The sequence below is a fragment of the Shewanella sp. 10N.286.51.B7 genome (assembly GCF_002873615.1).
Classification (GTDB): domain Bacteria; phylum Pseudomonadota; class Gammaproteobacteria; order Enterobacterales; family Shewanellaceae; genus Shewanella; species Shewanella electrodiphila.
Genome location: NZ_MCUF01000098.1, coordinates 39,411 through 55,889 on the forward strand (window position 1 = coordinate 39,411; position 16,479 = coordinate 55,889).

Genomic DNA, 16,479 nt, shown 5'->3' on the forward strand with positions numbered 1-16,479 from the left:
CCAATGAGCAATAAAGTACATTTAGGCCACACGGCTAGAAAACGTTTCGGGCAAAACTTTTTAACTGATGAAAGTGTCATCAGTAGAATTGTGGGCGCAATCTCACCAGACAACGATCATGTAATGGTTGAAATTGGTCCTGGTTTAGGTGCATTAACTGAACCCGTTGCAGATGCAGTTGATAATTTAACTGTTGTTGAACTGGATAAGGATCTTGTAGAGCGTTTACAAAATCACCCAGTATTAAAAGATAAATTAACCATTAACCAAGGTGATGCGCTTAATTTTGATTTTAGCCAGCTTCAACAAGACGGTAAAAAGATGAAAGTATTTGGCAACTTGCCATACAACATCTCAACACCGTTGATGTTTCATCTTTTCGAATTTGCCGAAATCATCGAAACCATGCACTTTATGCTGCAAAAAGAAGTGGTACTGCGCTTGTCTGCAAGTCCAGGCACAAAAGCTTATGGCCGCTTAACTGTCATGGCTCAGTATTTCTGTAAAGTTGTTCCTGTTCTAGAAGTACCGCCAGAGAGCTTTAAGCCTGCACCAAAAGTAGATTCTGCAGTGGTGCGTTTATTGCCTTACGATGTGAAGCCTTTCCCCTGTAAAGATGTGAATGTTTTACGCCATTTATGTACCACAGCCTTTAACATGCGTCGTAAAACATTAAGAAATAACTTAAAGCAAATGATCACTGACGAAGAGTTTAGTCAATTAAACATTGATTCTACACTCAGACCAGAGCAAATAAGCGTTGAACAATATGTTGCGCTAGCCAATTTGGTTTGTGATAAAGGTGAGTAAATTCAAGGGCATTTTAATTAAATGCCCTTTCTTTTTTTAGGAAGTTTGATGACCTCTGTAGCTGCTAACGTAAAAATAAAAGTTGAAACAAATTACCTTGAAGAACAATCATCAGCAGAAGATGAAAAGTATTTGTTCAGTTATACCATCACCATTATTAATCTCAGCGAAATCCCAATCACGCTAAAAGACCGTCACTGGATCATCACTAACGCCAATGGTGATACTAGCGAAGTCAAAGGGCCGGGTGTTGTCGGTGAAACCCCAACTATTGCTCCTGATACCGCTTATCAATATTCAAGTGGCACCGTTATGGAAACCCCTGTTGGCTTTATGGAAGGCAGCTACGGCATGGTGACCGAACAAGGTGAGCCTTTTAAAGCTAGTATTCCTACTTTTAGACTCGCGATTCCAGGTATTTTACAGTAGCACTATGGCACATTATTTTGTTGGCGATATACAGGGCTGTTTTGACGAACTTAAATTGCTGCTAGCAAAGGTAGACTTCAATCCAGCTAAGGATGAACTTTGGGCAGTCGGTGACTTAGTTGCTCGTGGCCATGGTTCTCTGCAAACGCTTCGTTATTTAAAATCCTTAGAAGGCAGCGCTAAAGTCACCCTTGGTAATCATGACCTCCATTTACTGGCTTTACACGGTAAGCTTAAAAGAGCTAACCCCAAAGATAACCTAGCTGAACTACTCGCGGCTGATGACATTTCTAACTTGATTGATTGGCTAAGACAACAGCCCTTGGTACAAACCCTACCTTCGCATAATATCATCATGACCCATGCAGGTGTCCCACCGCAATGGGATTTAACCACACTGCAAACTGAAGCCCTTGCAGTGAGCAATGCGCTAAAAGAGAATGATTATCTAAACTCTCTTATCGCAAAAATGTACACTGAAGCGCCTGATTTATGGGATAGTAAGTCTAAAGGGCTACCTAGATTAAGGTACTGCATTAATGCGCTGACGCGAATGCGTTACTTACATCCAGATGGTAGTTTGGATTTTGGATGTAAAAAGCCAATAAAAGATAAAAACTCAGGGTTAACACCTTGGTTTGAATTCGATTCAGAGCTTAAAGACAACCACACTTTAGTATTTGGCCATTGGGCCGCTCTTATGGGAGTGACTCAACAAGATAACGTTTTGGCATTGGATACGGGCTGTTGTTGGGGAGAATATATGACACTTTGGCATGCTGAAACCAATGAAAAACTAATTCAGCAAAAACTAAAATAATTAATAAATTGTTAAACTAATAATAACCTTAGCCGATAAAGCTAATAGATCTCACATGATCACATTACCCTGAGCGATCAAGAGATAAATTCGGGATAAAATAATAACAGCCGGAGTATGCTATGAAAATTAATGTTGCCACCAGAGTCATTGGCGGTTTTACTGTTGTAACACTTCTTTTAATCATATTGGGAGGTGTATCACTGCTTACCAATAGTACCATTAAAGATAGCACTACAACGTTGCAAAGAGTTAGCCTACCAGCCCTCACTGCAACGGGTGAATTAACCCAAAACTTAAGTGCTCAGCAAATTCAAATTTTATTTGGCTATTACACAGATCAGTCTGCACAAATCCCAGCTGTTGAGAAAAAGATCCAGACAGAATCAGCAGAATTCACTAAAACCTTGAATAAGCTGTCTAACCTCATCTCCGATAGACAAGAGTTTTCAAGTAATCTTTCGCAATTAAAATCTAGCTATTCAAGTTTTGATAAAAACAGCAAGCTCATGCTAGAAGAACATGAAAGCGCACTTATTAAGCATGAAACGCTTTTATCACTACGAAGTGACTTAGAAGATAGTGCAGATGAAGCATCGTCAATTCTGTTAGATCTGATTGATCTAGAAATGAGTGAAGATGCAACCGAGCAAAGTATTGCTGCAACAGCCAGCGTTGTAGACAGTACCTTTATCAACATTATCACTACGGTATACGACTTAGTTGCAGCAAAAGACAACAGCAAGTACAACGTAATAGTTAATGAGCTTGACTATATGGTCAGTGATACACGAGTTAAGATTGAACATATCAATCGTCAGGGGCGCGGTATCGTCAGTGACAATACCTTAAATGACTTGAATGCTGAAAGTGAAGCTGTCTTTAAATTAATTAACGACAATAATGGCATTATTGCTATAAAAGGGCAGCAACTGAGTCACGATCAACAAGCTGAAAAAATGCTCGCTGCTACCGATAAAGCCCGTTTAGATGTTAACGCTAAGATGATTAACTTAGCTAATAATATCGAAGGTTTTACAGGTGAAATTAGTGACAGCGCTATTCAGAATATCGACTCTGCAAGTTTGAAAACAATGTTTGTTGTCATTCTTGCCATTCTCGTTTCGATTGTTGTAAGTATTGCAGTGGTTAAACCACTGACTCGTTCATTAGCGAAAGTGAATCAGGCATTAAATATTCTCGCCTCGGGTGATCTAACTCATAAGCTTGATGACACGGGACATGATGAATTTGCAGAGCTTGCTAAAAACTGTAACAGTTTAGTCGATAGCCTACGAAATCTGATTGTTGGTATTCTAGACCGCTCAAACCAACTTGCAGCAGCAGCTGAAGAAACGTCTGCAATCACCACTCAAACAACCAGTGGTATCCAAGAGCAAAAGAGCCAAGTTGACCAAGTCGCTACAGCCACAACACAATTAAGTTCAAGTGCTCAGCAAGTGTCAATGAGCGCTGATCAAGCACTAGAGCAAATTAAACAGGCTGATGAAGAAACACAGCATATGCGCACAATTGCTGAAGAAAACAAGCTAACGATTCTTGCCCTCGCTGATGAAGTTGCTAAAGCAGGTCAAGTGATTAATAAAGTTCATTCTGATAGTGCTTCTATTGGTTCAATTCTTGATGTTATTCGTGGTATTGCAGAACAAACAAACTTACTTGCACTTAATGCTGCAATTGAAGCTGCACGTGCAGGTGAACAAGGGCGCGGATTCGCTGTCGTAGCAGATGAAGTGAGAAGCTTAGCATCTCGAACTCAAGAATCGACAAGTGAGATTCAGCAAATGATTGAGATACTGCAGCAAGGTGCTCAACAAGCTGTGTCAGTGATGGAATTAGGTCGCTCACAAGCAAGTAGCTGTGTTGATAAAACAGAGCAAGCGAACTTAGCACTAGAAACCATTAGCCAATCGGTTCACAAAGCCTATGATTCTGGTAATCATATTGCTCAAGCTGCACAAGAGCAAAACCTTGTCAGCCAGCAAGTATCAGAAATGCTAGAACATATTGCCGCTATATCTGAAGAAACGGCAACAGGTGCAGATCAAACTGCGCAGTCAAGCCATCAAGTAGCAATGCTATCTGAAGAGCTACAAAGCTCGGTGGGTGAATTTAGAGTATAAACACCCAACTATCACCATTTAAACAAAAAGGCTCTTAAGAGCCTTTTTTAATACCTTAAATTCACTTTAAAGCCGACGTTTCGCCTGCAGCCACAACTTAACACTTCAGAGGATGAAAAGGGTTTCGAAGAAGCATGAAGCAGATAAGAATAAAGCCGTTTACCCACCACTTCCTTCAATTATGCTGACTAGTTAGGCAAGTGAGTTTGTAACGCTAGCTTGTTCAGTGAACAAACATCTATATCCAACATTTTTAAGACGGTTATTAATCATCAAATTAAAGCCATAAAAAAACCGCCATGATGGCGGTTTTTAGATTAATTGCTATTTGTACTAACGAAAGACGCAAATCAACAATCAATCTAGCTCGTTATGACGCAATACACTTTCTATTGCACCAAACCGTAACAAATGACTCAATACGTAAACTAACGTTTATTCACCACCGCTGATACGATCTTGAACTGCAGCAGTAATAGCACTTCCGCTATGACCATTTGCATTTGCCCAATCAAGAATGCTTTTACCGTCAGCTTCTGGTGTGCTTAAGTCACCGGCAGGAAGACGCTTTGCAATATACTCACCTACTTCTAATGAATTAGAGTTGTAAGCTGTTCTTAATAAGCTGTTACCGTCACAAGAAACACCAGTGTAAATATTGCGTAATTTTACGCGGCTTTCTTTCAACTTTTTACGTAAACGGTTTTTGTCATTAGATTTTACATAATCACAAATGTTTGCGACAAGTTGATCGGTATTCGCTTCGGCAGGGGTTGACACAAAAGATGCTGCAATTAGGGCTGCTAAGGCCACTGGCAATAAACGCATCTGACACTCCTTTTTAGGTATTTTTATTTTTGTACCTACCATCAAGGGTAAGTATCAATTCAGGGTAACACAGGACACAATTTAACATTATTTCACCAAAGTGTTAAAGCTATATTGCAATTGTGATTCATTTATCTCAACAACCTTCTCAGTTAATGTCCAACTACCATCATCCCACTCAGGAAAAAAGGTGTCACCATCAACAGTTAACTCTATGAAGGTTAGATAAAGGGTATCGGCTAGCGGTAGAATTTCTTTATAGAGTTGTCCACCACCAATCACAACTATTTCCTCACAATCGCTAACAAGTTCTTTTGCTGCCTCAAAAGAATTTACGCAACTGACTCCTTCAGGCTGATAATCATTCTGACGAGTTATCACAATATTATGACGCCCTGGGAGTGGCCTTCCAATAGATTCAAAAGTCTTGCGCCCCATCACCACAGGTTTTCCTAATGTCATGGCTTTAAAGTGTTTTAAGTCTTCAGGTAAATGCCAAGGCATTTTATTGTCTTTACCGATAACACGATTATTTGCCATGGCGGCAATCATTGCGATGCGCATGTATAGTCCTTATAAATGCTTAAGAATTTAAATAATGGGTCGAGTGCGATAATAAACCAGTGATGGCATAGCCAGCCCCACCGCGATAGCACCCAGAATAAATACCGTTTTTAAGCCGTTAAAAATCACTAGCGAAGTTAAATCACTGCTTATTTGTTCTTGAACACTGAGTTGTACAATTGATATCAAAGTATTGTATGCGTATGTGCCAGGCACCATAGGAATAATGGCAGCAACAGAATACATAAGCGGAGGCGCTAAATGTTTCTTAGCAAAACGGATAGTCATCACGCCAACAAGTGCAGCTGCAGCAAAGGTTGCCCACTCAATAGGCATATCAAAGTGCATCAATAAAGATCGAAAGCTATGGCCAATGGCGCCAGCTAAACCACAGTAAGGTAAAAATCGCTTTGGAACATTAAACACCATTGCAAAGCCGATCGCTGGTATAGCAGAAAAGAAAGCATCATGGAGTAACTCTAGGAAGAGATTCATAGAAAAAACTCCCCTCCCAGTGCCATCGCCAACGTAATCCCTATCACTGTAGACAGAGTTAACAACGTGGCATGTCCCCACCGGGATATTCCAACATTCATATGGCCTTTAACCATATCTGAAATAGCGTTAATCAAGGGAAAACCTGGCACCAACATTAGTACACTGGCTGCCATGGCTGTTTTAGGCGTATCAGTTACATCAATGACATAGCCAAGCTGGGCGATTAATGTGGTGATGAAAGCGGTTATTGAAAAAATAATCAGTAAATTAAAATGCTTTTTAACTAATGACAGTCGTACTGACATCCCGACAGCTGAGGCGATAAAGGTAATGATACATGACGCGACATCACCACCAAATAAGTGACAAAAACTCGCACAAGATAGGCCTATCATGCCAATAACATACTTGGCTGGGTAGCTCCTCGGTTCAATTTTTTCTAAACGTCTTTTGACCTGCTTCGCGCCATAAATGCCCTTTTCTGCAAGTAGGCAAATTCGTTGCACCTCACACACAATCATCATATTGATGCCATGCTCTCTAATACGTCTTGTGGTGGTGATACAACGCCCATGAACTAGGCTGGTTAAAACGAGGGAGTTGGAGGAGATGGAAAGTTCGATACTGGCTAAGCCGAGAGCTTTGCCTAAGCGCTGGCTGATCTCTTCAACAAGATCAGATTCAGCGCCGTAAGCTAAGAGTAATTGCGCACTGCGTACCACAAGACGAGTGATATCATTTTGAGTTTCTGCGTACACTGGTCTCTCTTATTACCCTATTAATAACACCATAATAATCTAGGCGATTTTATCTCTCAATATTAACGTTGATAAATAATCTCTACATCATAATCATCTTCGTCAAAGTCATCATCAAAATCGTCATCATAATCTTCATTGACTGATTCAACGTTTGCTTGATGATAATTATCCCACTTGAATTCAACTTCATCTTCAGGATTTGCTAGTTCATCTTCTGCAGGAAGTGCAGAAATAAAGTCTAACAATTTCAGACTGAGGTCTTCTGTATTGGTACGGTTGAATGCCGACATAGTATAAATGTCGCCTTTCCAATCGATTTCCTTAACGATGTGCTCCATTTTCTCAGCAAGCTCATCTTCTTGAAGCAAATCTATTTTGTTAAACACTAACCAACGAGGTTTGGCTGCTAACTTTGGAGAGTACTTCTCAAGTTCAGCCACAATTGAGCGAGCAGATTCAACAGGATCGCTGCCATCAATAGGATCGATATCGATGATGTGTAATAACACACGACAACGCTCTAAATGCTTTAAGAATCGAATACCTAAACCTGCACCGTCAGAAGCACCTTCAATCAAACCTGGGATATCTGCGATGACAAAGCTTTGGCCTGGACGTGGGTTTACTACACCAAGGTTAGGTACTAATGTCGTGAACGGGTAATCAGCAACCTTTGGCGTTGCACGAGAAACTGAACGTATAAAGGTTGATTTACCTGCATTAGGTAATCCCAATAAACCAACGTCAGCCAATAGCAATAACTCAAGTTTAAGCATGCGTACTTCGCCTGCTGTTCCTAAGGTTTTTTGTCTTGGAGCGCGGTTAGTACTGCTTTTAAAGCGAGTATTACCTAAACCGTGGAAACCACCTTTAGCCACTAATAATTTCTGACCATGAGTGGTTAAATCACCTAGCAACTCTTCAGTTTCAAAATCCATTGCACGCGTACCTACTGGTACTTTTAATAACGTATCTTCGCCGCCATGACCGGTACAGTCACGACCACGACCATTCTTACCGCGTTCAGCGATATAAGAACGTACAAATCGAAAATCAATAAGCGTGTTCATGTTTTCGTCTGCGACTAAAAATACGTTACCGCCATCACCGCCGTCACCACCGTCTGGGCCGCCGTCTGGCACATATTTCTCACGTCTGAAGCTAACGCAGCCACTGCCACCGTTACCCGCTTCAACTTTGATTTTAGCCTCATCTATAAACTTCATACATACTCCTGACACCACTTAATGTGCCAATTATAACCTCAAAAGACTGAGATGTGCAGGGAAGCGTAGAAGATACAATCACCATAAATCGCTTACTGCAAAAAAATAACTATCGATGTGATACATCGAAATACTTCATTGAAGTTTAGTTAACTAAATTCAACAATGAGGTAAAAAACACAAAAGCCCCGCCAGAAGGCGGGGCTTTCAAAGACTGATTAGAGTCTAGAATTAAGCTTCGATGCTAATAAACTTACGGTTATTAGGACCTTTTACTTGAAACTTAACTTTACCGTCTGTTAATGCAAACAAAGTATGGTCACGACCGATACCTACGTTTACACCAGCGTGGAACTTAGTACCACGTTGACGTACGATGATGTTACCAGCAACAACTGATTCGCCACCGAAACGCTTAACACCAAGACGTTTGCTTTCTGAATCGCGGCCGTTACGAGTAGAACCGCCAGCTTTTTTATGTGCCATGAGTTAGACTCCTAAATTATGCGCTGATCGCAGTGATTTTAACTTCAGTGAACCATTGACGATGGCCCATTTTCTTTTCGTGATGCTTACGACGATTGAACTTTTGAATAGTTACTTTCTCACCGCGACCGTGGCTAACCACTTCAGCAACAACTTTACCACTAGCAACTAGAGGAGTACCAACGTGAACGTTCTCACCATCAGCAACCAATAATACTTGATCAAACTCTACAGTTTCACCAGTAGCAACTTCAATTTTCTCTAAACGAACTGTATGACCTTCAGCAACACGATGTTGCTTTCCGCCACTTTGAAAAACAGCGTACATAGCTATTTCACTCCAAATGGACTAACACTCCGATTCGTAATAGTAGATATCGGGTGCTAAAAACTTTTAATGACAATGGGCGCGGATTCTACGGCAAGATTAGCAGTCTGGCAAGCGTTAAATTTGAATCATTAAAAAAAGCTCGGTTTAACTCTCACTATCTAAGAACAAAAGCTGTCTAAGGCATGAAAATTAGTTAAAATTTGTTAATATACAATTTGAACCTTATATAGTGGGCAATATAATTTGCCCAATAGCCTAATAACTAGAGACCATTATGGATTTGAACGCCATTCGTCAACTAGCTGATAATGACATGCAAGCCGTCAATCAGTTAATTTACAAACAACTTGAGTCTGATGTTGCATTAATAAACCAACTGGGTTTTTACATTATCAATGGTGGTGGTAAGAGACTTCGTCCACTGCTTTCTGTATTAGCCGCTCGCGCTATTGACTATAAAGGTGAAGAACATCTTAAGTTAGCTGCCATTATTGAATTTATCCACACAGCTTCTTTATTGCATGATGATGTAGTAGATGAATCGACCCTAAGGCGCGGTCGCAAAACTGCTAATGCGCTTTTTGGAAATAGTGCTAGCGTACTTGTTGGTGACTTCTTATATACCCGTTCATTCCAGATGATGACTGAACTCGATAGCATGAAAGTGCTAAGAGTTTTAGCAGATACCACCAATATTCTTGCTGAAGGTGAAGTCTTACAATTAATGAATTGTAATGACCCTGAAACCACGGAAGAAAATTATATGCGAGTGATTTACTGCAAAACAGCTAAATTATTCGAAGCCGCGACCTTACTCACAGGTGTGATTGCAGATGTGAGTCAAGAACAGCAAACCGCATTAGGCGAATACGGTAAATTCCTCGGAACTGCATTCCAGTTAACCGACGACTTATTAGATTACACTGCTGATGCTGATGAGCTTGGTAAAAATATCGGTGATGACTTAGCTGAAGGCAAACCGACATTGCCATTGATTTACGCTATGGCACACGGTAACGACACTGCAAAAGCACTGATTAAAGAAGCCATTGAAAAAGGTGACGGTACTAAGGCTATCGATGAGATTGTTGCAGCACTCAAAGAATCTGGTGCGCTTGAATACACTAAGCAGAAAGCAGATCAAGAAGCTGATAAAGCGATCGCAGCACTCGCTCCGATCCCAGATAGTGAATATAAAACAGCGTTAATTTCATTAGCTAAAATATCAGTTCAACGTAACAACTAATTTATAGCTGTTAAGTTTGCGATAAAAAATGCACTTCGCTTTCATTAGCCAAGTGCATTTTTATTATGTTCAAAAAATGTTTGTTAGATTTACTGAGTATCTAGACCTGCCAATCAATCGGCATATTACCCTTCTGTGCCAGCAATTGATTAACCTTTGAAAAATGCTGACAGCCAAAGAAGCCACGATAGGCTGATAAAGGTGATGGATGGGGCCCAGTTAGAACCTGATGCTGCGGAGCATTAATTAACTTACCCTTCTTAATGGCATGAGCGCCCCACAACACAAATATAATAGACTCCTCACGTTCATTAAGACATTGCATGGCATTATCGGTAAAAGTCTCCCAGCCAGCCTTTGAGTGGGAGTGAGCCTTACTTTCTTCAACCGTTAATACTGTATTGAGCAACAACACACCTTGTTCAGCCCAATGGGTTAAGTTACCGTGTTTCGGGATCTCAAAACCTGCAATATCTTGTTTCAGCTCTTTATAAATATTTACCAATGAAGGTGGCGTTTTCACTCCAGCTTGGACCGAGAAGCATAAGCCATGAGCTTGTCCTGCGCCGTGATAAGGGTCTTGCCCGAGTATCACCACTTTAACCTTATCTAGTGGGGTTAAATCGAACGCATTATAGATATCTTCCGATGGCGGAAAGATGACTTTATCAAGTCGTCTTTGATTATCTAGAAACTGCTCGAGCGCGACAAAGTACGCTTTCTTTTTTTCTAGTGCTATGAACTCTATCCAACTGTCCATCAGATTATTTACTCCATTGAATTGCCAACAACTCGCATAAAAATATTTTTTAACTTAAAATTAATTTCATAACAAAATAAAAAGGATGTTCGTTGATGCCCAAGAAACTGAACACCAAAAAGACATTTGGTTTTACCCTAATAGAATTAGTCGTTGTTATTATTATATTAGGCGTTATTGCCGTTATCGCATTACCCAAGTTTATCAATATTAAACAAGATGCTGAAGTTTCTACAGTCCAAGGGACTGGCGGCGCTTTTTCCAGCGGTATTTCATTGGCTAATATGAAATGGGCAGCGTTAGGAAATTCTGGCCCTGCTGATAATCTTCAGATTTTTGAAAACGCAGGTACTGATGGTCAGCTAGACATTAATCAATGGGGCTATCCGGCGCAAAATTGGCCTCCTTTTGAATCATCCCCAAGACTCAATAACACCAATGACTGTATTTCCGTTTGGGAGACTATCTTGCAAGATGCTCCTTCCATTACAACCAGCACTAACCCTGACGACTCAGTTTACAGAGCCACTTATATCAATCCAGATCAATGTCGGTATTTCTATAATCCATTAGCCACACTCTCAATCTATTACGACTCACGCAATGGTCAAGTGATCACAGATTCTGACCCGAATACGTAATTGCTACTTTATTCTGTCGGTAAAGTAGGTAGACTCTTGGCTAATTTTTAAATCATTGTGAGAAGATTTTCATGTCTGAAGAAAAAACAGAAACAACCATGTACCAATTAGCGGATCAATTTATTGCCCTGGCAAATCAACTTGGTCAAACTGAAAATGATATCGGTAAAGTCGGTACTGCGCTTCGCTTTGCTGCTGCGCGCTACAATGCCTTCGAAGCTGCAATCAAGTCTTCAGATTTAGAAGCAGAAAAAGAAAATGCCTTAAATTGGTTCTCTGATGAATACAAAGGCATGCTGAACGAAAACTTGAATGACCATATCAAGAACCCTCCAGGCGGACAAAAAGCCACAGAAGAAAAAGCTGATGATTCAGTGCAAGTCTTCAAAGGCTAATTGATAGACTTAATATACGAAAAAGCCATCTAACCGATGGCTTTGTATTTTTCGGCTAAACCAACCTTGTAACACTAGAACAAATTAATAATCACCCTAACTGCTAGTAAAATAAGCACTACCCCTGACAACTTATCAATTATCGCCGCCTTGTCGCGAAGCCGTGACAAAACAGGCCCGTGAGACAACACCACTGCAATAATCGTATACCACAAACCATCGACCACAAGCGGGGTTAGTACAATCAAAGTTTGCCCTGTAAGCGTTTCAGCCGCTATAACGAATTGACTAAATAGGGCGAGAAAAAACAGTAAGATTTTCGGGTTAAATAATGAAATTGCTAAGCCATCTCTCGCCGCTTGAAGCAATGAACTTGGCTCACCAGATTGCAGTTTTTGCTCCATGCCTCCTTTAGATTGAAGTGCTTGAAAACCCATCCATGCAAGATAAAGTGCCCCAACAACCGCAATGGCGTTAAAAATAATGGGTGATTTTTCTAAAACAACAGCCAGTCCTAATAACGTCACCAATGCATAAACGCCAATACCGATTGAGTGCGCCCAAGCACAAACAACGCCATGTAATCGCCCGCCTGACAAAGTATGCCTCAATACCATAGCTAAACTTGGCCCTGGTGACATCGCCCCTAAACAACAAATGGCTAGTAAACCTAACCAAGTACTAAACGCCATTACACTCGATTCCCATATTTTGCATTGTTAACTCTTTGAGTCTGTATGAATCAACTCATTAAAAGCCGTACGTTACCATGAATTTCTATTAACAACATTCATTTAACCTCAAATTAAGTAATCCTTGATATAGTGAATATCAATATACTGTACACATCTCAGAGAACATCATCATGACCTTAATGTTTCCTATATTACTTGGTTTATTGCTTGCTGGTATTGCGTTACTTATTTTCTTTAAAATCAAAGGGAAAAATATTCCGACCGCCATTATTATATTGTTAGGTTTTATGACGATATGCTTTACTGGGATATATGCATTTTTACAAAAAACTGAAGATTATAATGCATATAAACGACTACAATGGCAGCCTCTCAACCCTGCACAGATAGCCCCATTGGTCGATCAAGGTTATACCGTTTTTGTGGATATATACGCTGACTGGTGTTTACCGTGTCGAAGCAATAAAGCGAATGTCACTCGTCGTGAAACGATAGTAAATGCATTAGAAGCAGATAATATTGTACTAATGAAAGGTAACTGGACAGAGCCCAACCCCATGATTGAAAGCTATGTAGGCAAAAATGGTGGAATGGGTACACCATTTAACAAAGTCTATGGTCCCAGTCATCCTCAAGGAATATTACTTCCTGTAGAGTTAACCATGAACGCTGTATTTCAATCTTTAGAAGCAGCTAAGTAATCAGTCTGATTAAGATAAGTTAAATGTAAACCTACCTATCAGCCAAAAAAAAACCTTGCCAACTGGCAAGGTTTTTTATTAAATCATATCCATAAACTTAGAATACATAACTAACTTTACCGTAGTAAAAACCGCCATTGTAATCAAATGGACCACTTTCATAGTAAACTGCACCTAGCACACCTTGAGTACCATCTTTTAACTCTTGTGCTTCTTGATCAAACAAGTTGTTTGCTCCGACAGAAAGGGTTAACTGATCGAACATTGTGTAGCTAACCTCTAAATCTACTGTCACTGCAGAATCAGCCGTTTCAGAACCCCAGTCAGAAGTATCATCTGCATGAGTAGCGTAGTATTCACCGAAGTAATTACCACGTAATGAAACGTTTAAATCATCCCAAGTTTGATTCCATGTCAGGGTTGCACGATGAGCTGGAATACCATCTTCTAGACGGCGTACCTTACCCTCATCAGTTGTATCCGGATCGAACTTATCAACGTTTGTATCTGTCCAGCCATAAGCAAGACTGAACATTGTGTCACCAGACATCAACTCTGTCTCGTAAGAGCCGACAATATCCACACCCTGAGTCGTTGTATCAAAATCATTGGTGTAATAGGTCACCGCTGAAATCAACTCAGGAAATTCAACACCTGCATCACGTAAGTCATCATAATCTTCAGCTTTCACTTCGATTTGACTTGATTGCGCAATACGACCTGTCACTTCAATATTGTAGTAATCAACTGTTAAGAAGAAATCTTCATACTCAAATACTGTACCAATTGCATAGTTTACAGATTCTTCAGGTTCTAACACTTCACCGCCATAAAATGCCGCCAATGGATCCGTTGGAGGTGCAATAAATGTCTGAATCAAATCGCCATTTACAATCGATGTTTGCGTATTCACAACATTTTCCTGACCTACAGTCGGCGCTCTAAATCCAGTACTGTGAGATGCTCGCATAGACCAATAATCAGTAAATGAATATTGGGTTGAGATTTTATAATTTAACGTATCACCAAATGTCGAGAAATCTTCATATCGAAGTGCAACACCTAATAACCAGTCATCTGTTAAATAGGCTTCAACATCAGCATAAATACCAATGTTACTACGATCATTTTTACCTGCTGCTTCTGGACCAAAGCCCTTAAAACCATGTGAGCCGATATTAAAGCCTTGATCAGCATAAGGACCAGCAATCCAAGAGGCTTCTTCACCTTGAGTAATTTCAAATGATTCTTCTCTCCATTCAAAACCTGTAGCAAAGCTAATATCTTCAACTGAACCTAGGGTAAAGAAACGAGAGAAATCCAAATTGACCGTTGTTTCAACCTGCTCATAAGCACCAGTATCAAAATCTGTTTGCGTATCTTCAGGGTTAGCAGCAAGGCCAAGTGAAGGGTTTAAAGAATTATAAAGACTAAAGCTAGATTTGTTTGAACCTGTGCCAGCACTAGCATCATAATTCCATTCACCCATCTCACCTTCAAAGCCGAAGAAGAAAGACATATCTTCAATCGTACCGGCAAATTGTGGCGTGTAACCACCTGGACGAACTTGGTTCATAGAGAAACAGTTAGGATCCGCAACCATAGCGGCATACTCTGGCGTATCAAGTACATTAGGAACATTTGCAGGAACAACATCACAAGTTGATTGGTCTCCATTGACCGCACCGACTAATAAAGTTTCTCCGCCGTCAACTGAATAGACATTGCCACGATTGTGAGGGTTACGGTAGTAGAAGCCACCAATTGCTTCTCTTGATGAAACGTTACCAAATGCATAAACCCTGTGTTTGTCATTAAAATCAAAACCAAGATTAGCAAAAATGGTGTAATCATCGTTTATTTCTGGATTACCCCATACTTGTGCAGGGTCATTGACAAAAGTGTTGCCTCCCGCAATTAAACCCGCAGCATCCGGACGCTGTACGCTTCGACTTGTAGCATCAGCGGTTTTATATTGTGCACTAATATTCACGAAACCAGCATCTGTTAGTGGTAACCCGATGTTACCATCAACTGTCGTTGTTGCGCCGTCGCCTTCATAATACTCACCATGGCTGACACTAATTGAGCCACCTTCAGCGCTATCTTTTAATTGGAAGTTCATCACCCCTGCAATTGCATCTGAGCCGTATTGTGCAGCAGCTCCATCACGAAGTACTTCAACTTGCTTTAAAGCAATACTTGGAATGACTGAAATATCAGGCCCTTGAGCACCATCGTTAATACCACCACCTTGGAAAGCAATTACCGAAGCGCGATGGCGACGTTTGCCATTCACTAAAATCAAAGTACTATCTGATGGAAGACCACGTAAATTTACTGGACGAACTAAGGTTGCAGCATCACTAATTGGTTGTGCACGAGAGTTAAAAGAAGGCACAGAAGTAACTAACATATCAATCATGTCAGTTGAGCCATTTTTCCTTAAATCATCAGCGCTAATAATATCCACAGGTACTGGGGACTCACCCACTGAACGAGGTGCTGCGCGACTACCCACAACAGCAATTTTTTCTACATTCTCTGCGACTTCTTCATCTTCGGCCATTGCTTGTGTTGACATAACAGAGCCGGCTAAAGCCACTGTTACAGCAAGGCTTAATGAATTTAAGCCAAACTTCCTTTTCTTTAAATTAGTCATCATTGGTGTCTCTTTATTTATTATAATTTCATGCTTGTGACAGGTGTTTAAATCAATTCAATGACGTAAACATCGTCTCTCCCAAAATGAAGTAACTCCATTTGCAGTTACATTTTTATAACAAATAAAACACAATTGCTAATAATTTCTATTATTCATCAAAATAATCAACGCCTTTCAGCCAATAAAAAAGATAGATTAACTAAATACATATAGAAAAACACAACTAAGCAGCACATTAACCTGCAAATTAGGCATCACTTAATTAGTAACACCATCCAGATAACTTTATTTAGTTTAAAAAACCAGCATTAATACCTTCGTTGTACAAGTATAAAATTACATATGTAGAGTAAAAACTCTATAGATATTAATGTGATAATAAAAATATATCGCGAATTCTGTTGACCTTTTGAGCACAATAGCTCTAATCTAAACGCTCGTTTGATTATCAGAAGAACAAACACAATAAAGGTGATAAC

The 16,479-nt window shown here is 40.1% G+C and carries 18 protein-coding genes; 8 read left to right on the forward strand and 10 right to left on the reverse strand.

Features of this window, described 5'->3' with window-relative positions:
- Positions 1 to 3: 3 nt before the first annotated feature.
- The 4 genes from rsmA to BCU84_RS20295 all read left to right on the forward strand — a co-directional run bounded on the left by rsmA (position 4) and on the right by BCU84_RS20295 (position 4,203).
- Positions 4 to 810 carry a 16S rRNA (adenine(1518)-N(6)/adenine(1519)-N(6))-dimethyltransferase RsmA gene (gene rsmA / locus BCU84_RS20280; RefSeq protein WP_102529850.1) on the forward strand — a complete coding sequence of 269 codons (807 nt, stop codon included), beginning with the start codon at positions 4 to 6 and terminating at the stop codon, positions 808 to 810.
- Between the two features lie 48 nt (positions 811 to 858).
- Entirely contained in the window at positions 859 to 1,239 is a 381-nt protein-coding gene (apaG, locus tag BCU84_RS20285) for a Co2+/Mg2+ efflux protein ApaG (RefSeq protein ID WP_102529851.1), read from the forward strand.
- A 4-nt stretch (positions 1,240 to 1,243) separates the two neighbouring features.
- A complete protein-coding gene (locus BCU84_RS20290; protein ID WP_102529852.1) occupies positions 1,244 to 2,059 on the forward strand; it encodes a symmetrical bis(5'-nucleosyl)-tetraphosphatase in 816 nt (271 codons plus the stop codon).
- A gap of 122 nt (positions 2,060 to 2,181) precedes the next feature.
- Complete coding sequence (locus BCU84_RS20295) at positions 2,182 to 4,203, forward strand: methyl-accepting chemotaxis protein (RefSeq protein WP_102529853.1); 2,022 nt, start codon at positions 2,182 to 2,184, stop codon at positions 4,201 to 4,203.
- Positions 4,204 to 4,638: 435 nt separating this feature from the next.
- Here BCU84_RS20295 and BCU84_RS20300 read toward each other — a convergent pair whose 3' ends face one another.
- The 7 genes from BCU84_RS20300 to rplU all read right to left on the reverse strand — a co-directional run bounded on the left by BCU84_RS20300 (position 4,639) and on the right by rplU (position 8,894).
- Entirely contained in the window at positions 4,639 to 5,031 is a 393-nt protein-coding gene (locus BCU84_RS20300) for a DUF3718 domain-containing protein (protein ID WP_102529854.1), read from the reverse strand.
- An 87-nt stretch (positions 5,032 to 5,118) separates the two neighbouring features.
- Entirely contained in the window at positions 5,119 to 5,595 is a 477-nt protein-coding gene (gene folA / locus BCU84_RS20305) for a type 3 dihydrofolate reductase (protein ID WP_102529855.1), read from the reverse strand.
- Positions 5,596 to 5,622: 27 nt separating this feature from the next.
- Positions 5,623 to 6,090, reverse strand: a complete 468-nt coding sequence (locus BCU84_RS20310) for a threonine/serine exporter family protein (RefSeq protein ID WP_102529856.1) — start codon at positions 6,088 to 6,090, stop codon at positions 5,623 to 5,625.
- A complete protein-coding gene (locus tag BCU84_RS20315) occupies positions 6,087 to 6,851 on the reverse strand; it encodes a threonine/serine exporter family protein (protein WP_102529857.1) in 765 nt (254 codons plus the stop codon). Before BCU84_RS20315 ends, BCU84_RS20310 begins: the two co-directional genes overlap by 4 nt.
- 62 nt (positions 6,852 to 6,913) lie before the next feature.
- Complete coding sequence (gene cgtA, locus BCU84_RS20320) at positions 6,914 to 8,080, reverse strand: Obg family GTPase CgtA (protein WP_102529858.1); 1,167 nt, start codon at positions 8,078 to 8,080, stop codon at positions 6,914 to 6,916.
- 231 nt (positions 8,081 to 8,311) lie between these two features.
- Positions 8,312 to 8,566, reverse strand: coding sequence for a 50S ribosomal protein L27 (gene rpmA, locus BCU84_RS20325; protein ID WP_055024328.1), 255 nt, complete (start codon positions 8,564 to 8,566; stop codon positions 8,312 to 8,314).
- A 16-nt stretch (positions 8,567 to 8,582) separates the two neighbouring features.
- The gene (gene rplU / locus BCU84_RS20330) at positions 8,583 to 8,894 is read right to left on the reverse strand and encodes a 50S ribosomal protein L21 (protein ID WP_102529859.1); all 312 of its coding nucleotides are present in this window, start codon (positions 8,892 to 8,894) and stop codon (positions 8,583 to 8,585) included.
- A gap of 277 nt (positions 8,895 to 9,171) precedes the next feature.
- On the opposite strand from rplU, the gene ispB reads away from it, so the two are divergent.
- The gene (gene ispB / locus BCU84_RS20335) at positions 9,172 to 10,143 is read left to right on the forward strand and encodes an octaprenyl diphosphate synthase (RefSeq protein ID WP_102529860.1); all 972 of its coding nucleotides are present in this window, start codon (positions 9,172 to 9,174) and stop codon (positions 10,141 to 10,143) included.
- A 100-nt stretch (positions 10,144 to 10,243) separates the two neighbouring features.
- On the opposite strand, the gene ung is transcribed toward ispB, so the two are convergent.
- Complete coding sequence (gene ung / locus BCU84_RS20340) at positions 10,244 to 10,903, reverse strand: uracil-DNA glycosylase (RefSeq protein WP_102529861.1); 660 nt, start codon at positions 10,901 to 10,903, stop codon at positions 10,244 to 10,246.
- A 95-nt stretch (positions 10,904 to 10,998) separates the two neighbouring features.
- Here ung and BCU84_RS20345 point away from each other — a divergent pair, with 95 nt between their 5' ends.
- Together BCU84_RS20345 and BCU84_RS20350 are read left to right on the forward strand one after the other, a co-directional pair.
- Positions 10,999 to 11,544 (forward strand): prepilin-type N-terminal cleavage/methylation domain-containing protein, encoded by a 546-nt coding sequence (locus BCU84_RS20345; RefSeq protein ID WP_102529862.1) that lies wholly within the window; start codon positions 10,999 to 11,001, stop codon positions 11,542 to 11,544.
- Between the two features lie 71 nt (positions 11,545 to 11,615).
- The gene (locus BCU84_RS20350; protein WP_102529863.1) at positions 11,616 to 11,939 is read left to right on the forward strand and encodes a DUF3144 domain-containing protein; all 324 of its coding nucleotides are present in this window, start codon (positions 11,616 to 11,618) and stop codon (positions 11,937 to 11,939) included.
- Positions 11,940 to 12,013: 74 nt separating this feature from the next.
- Here BCU84_RS20350 and BCU84_RS20355 read toward each other — a convergent pair whose 3' ends face one another.
- Entirely contained in the window at positions 12,014 to 12,631 is a 618-nt protein-coding gene (locus BCU84_RS20355) for a LysE family translocator (RefSeq protein ID WP_102529864.1), read from the reverse strand.
- A 173-nt stretch (positions 12,632 to 12,804) separates the two neighbouring features.
- Between BCU84_RS20355 and BCU84_RS20360 the strand changes: the two genes are divergently transcribed.
- Positions 12,805 to 13,335, forward strand: coding sequence for a thioredoxin family protein (locus BCU84_RS20360; protein ID WP_102529865.1), 531 nt, complete (start codon positions 12,805 to 12,807; stop codon positions 13,333 to 13,335).
- A 97-nt stretch (positions 13,336 to 13,432) separates the two neighbouring features.
- Here BCU84_RS20360 and BCU84_RS20365 read toward each other — a convergent pair whose 3' ends face one another.
- The gene (locus tag BCU84_RS20365) at positions 13,433 to 16,000 is read right to left on the reverse strand and encodes a TonB-dependent receptor (protein WP_102529866.1); all 2,568 of its coding nucleotides are present in this window, start codon (positions 15,998 to 16,000) and stop codon (positions 13,433 to 13,435) included.
- Positions 16,001 to 16,479 lie beyond the last annotated feature (479 nt).

Excerpts from the sequence above, each read along its gene's own strand:
- BCU84_RS20365 (WP_102529866.1), bottom strand. The coding sequence starts at position 16,000 with ATGATGACTAATTTAAAGAAAAGGAAGTTTGGCTTAAATTCATTAAGC.
- ispB (WP_102529860.1), top strand. The coding sequence starts at position 9,172 with ATGGATTTGAACGCCATTCGTCAACTAGCTGATAATGACATGCAAGCC.
- BCU84_RS20360 (WP_102529865.1), top strand. The coding sequence starts at position 12,805 with ATGACCTTAATGTTTCCTATATTACTTGGTTTATTGCTTGCTGGTATT.
- BCU84_RS20300 (WP_102529854.1), bottom strand. The coding sequence starts at position 5,031 with ATGCGTTTATTGCCAGTGGCCTTAGCAGCCCTAATTGCAGCATCTTTT.
- rplU (WP_102529859.1), bottom strand. The coding sequence starts at position 8,894 with ATGTACGCTGTTTTTCAAAGTGGCGGAAAGCAACATCGTGTTGCTGAA.
- BCU84_RS20355 (WP_102529864.1), bottom strand. The coding sequence starts at position 12,631 with ATGGCGTTTAGTACTTGGTTAGGTTTACTAGCCATTTGTTGTTTAGGG.
- BCU84_RS20295 (WP_102529853.1), top strand. The coding sequence starts at position 2,182 with ATGAAAATTAATGTTGCCACCAGAGTCATTGGCGGTTTTACTGTTGTA.
- folA (WP_102529855.1), bottom strand. The coding sequence starts at position 5,595 with ATGCGCATCGCAATGATTGCCGCCATGGCAAATAATCGTGTTATCGGT.
- BCU84_RS20350 (WP_102529863.1), top strand. The coding sequence starts at position 11,616 with ATGTCTGAAGAAAAAACAGAAACAACCATGTACCAATTAGCGGATCAA.
- rsmA (WP_102529850.1), top strand. The coding sequence starts at position 4 with ATGAGCAATAAAGTACATTTAGGCCACACGGCTAGAAAACGTTTCGGG.
- cgtA (WP_102529858.1), bottom strand. The coding sequence starts at position 8,080 with ATGAAGTTTATAGATGAGGCTAAAATCAAAGTTGAAGCGGGTAACGGT.
- BCU84_RS20345 (WP_102529862.1), top strand. The coding sequence starts at position 10,999 with ATGCCCAAGAAACTGAACACCAAAAAGACATTTGGTTTTACCCTAATA.
- BCU84_RS20290 (WP_102529852.1), top strand. The coding sequence starts at position 1,244 with ATGGCACATTATTTTGTTGGCGATATACAGGGCTGTTTTGACGAACTT.
- ung (WP_102529861.1), bottom strand. The coding sequence starts at position 10,903 with ATGGACAGTTGGATAGAGTTCATAGCACTAGAAAAAAAGAAAGCGTAC.
- BCU84_RS20310 (WP_102529856.1), bottom strand. The coding sequence starts at position 6,090 with ATGAATCTCTTCCTAGAGTTACTCCATGATGCTTTCTTTTCTGCTATA.
- rpmA (WP_055024328.1), bottom strand. The coding sequence starts at position 8,566 with ATGGCACATAAAAAAGCTGGCGGTTCTACTCGTAACGGCCGCGATTCA.
- apaG (WP_102529851.1), top strand. The coding sequence starts at position 859 with ATGACCTCTGTAGCTGCTAACGTAAAAATAAAAGTTGAAACAAATTAC.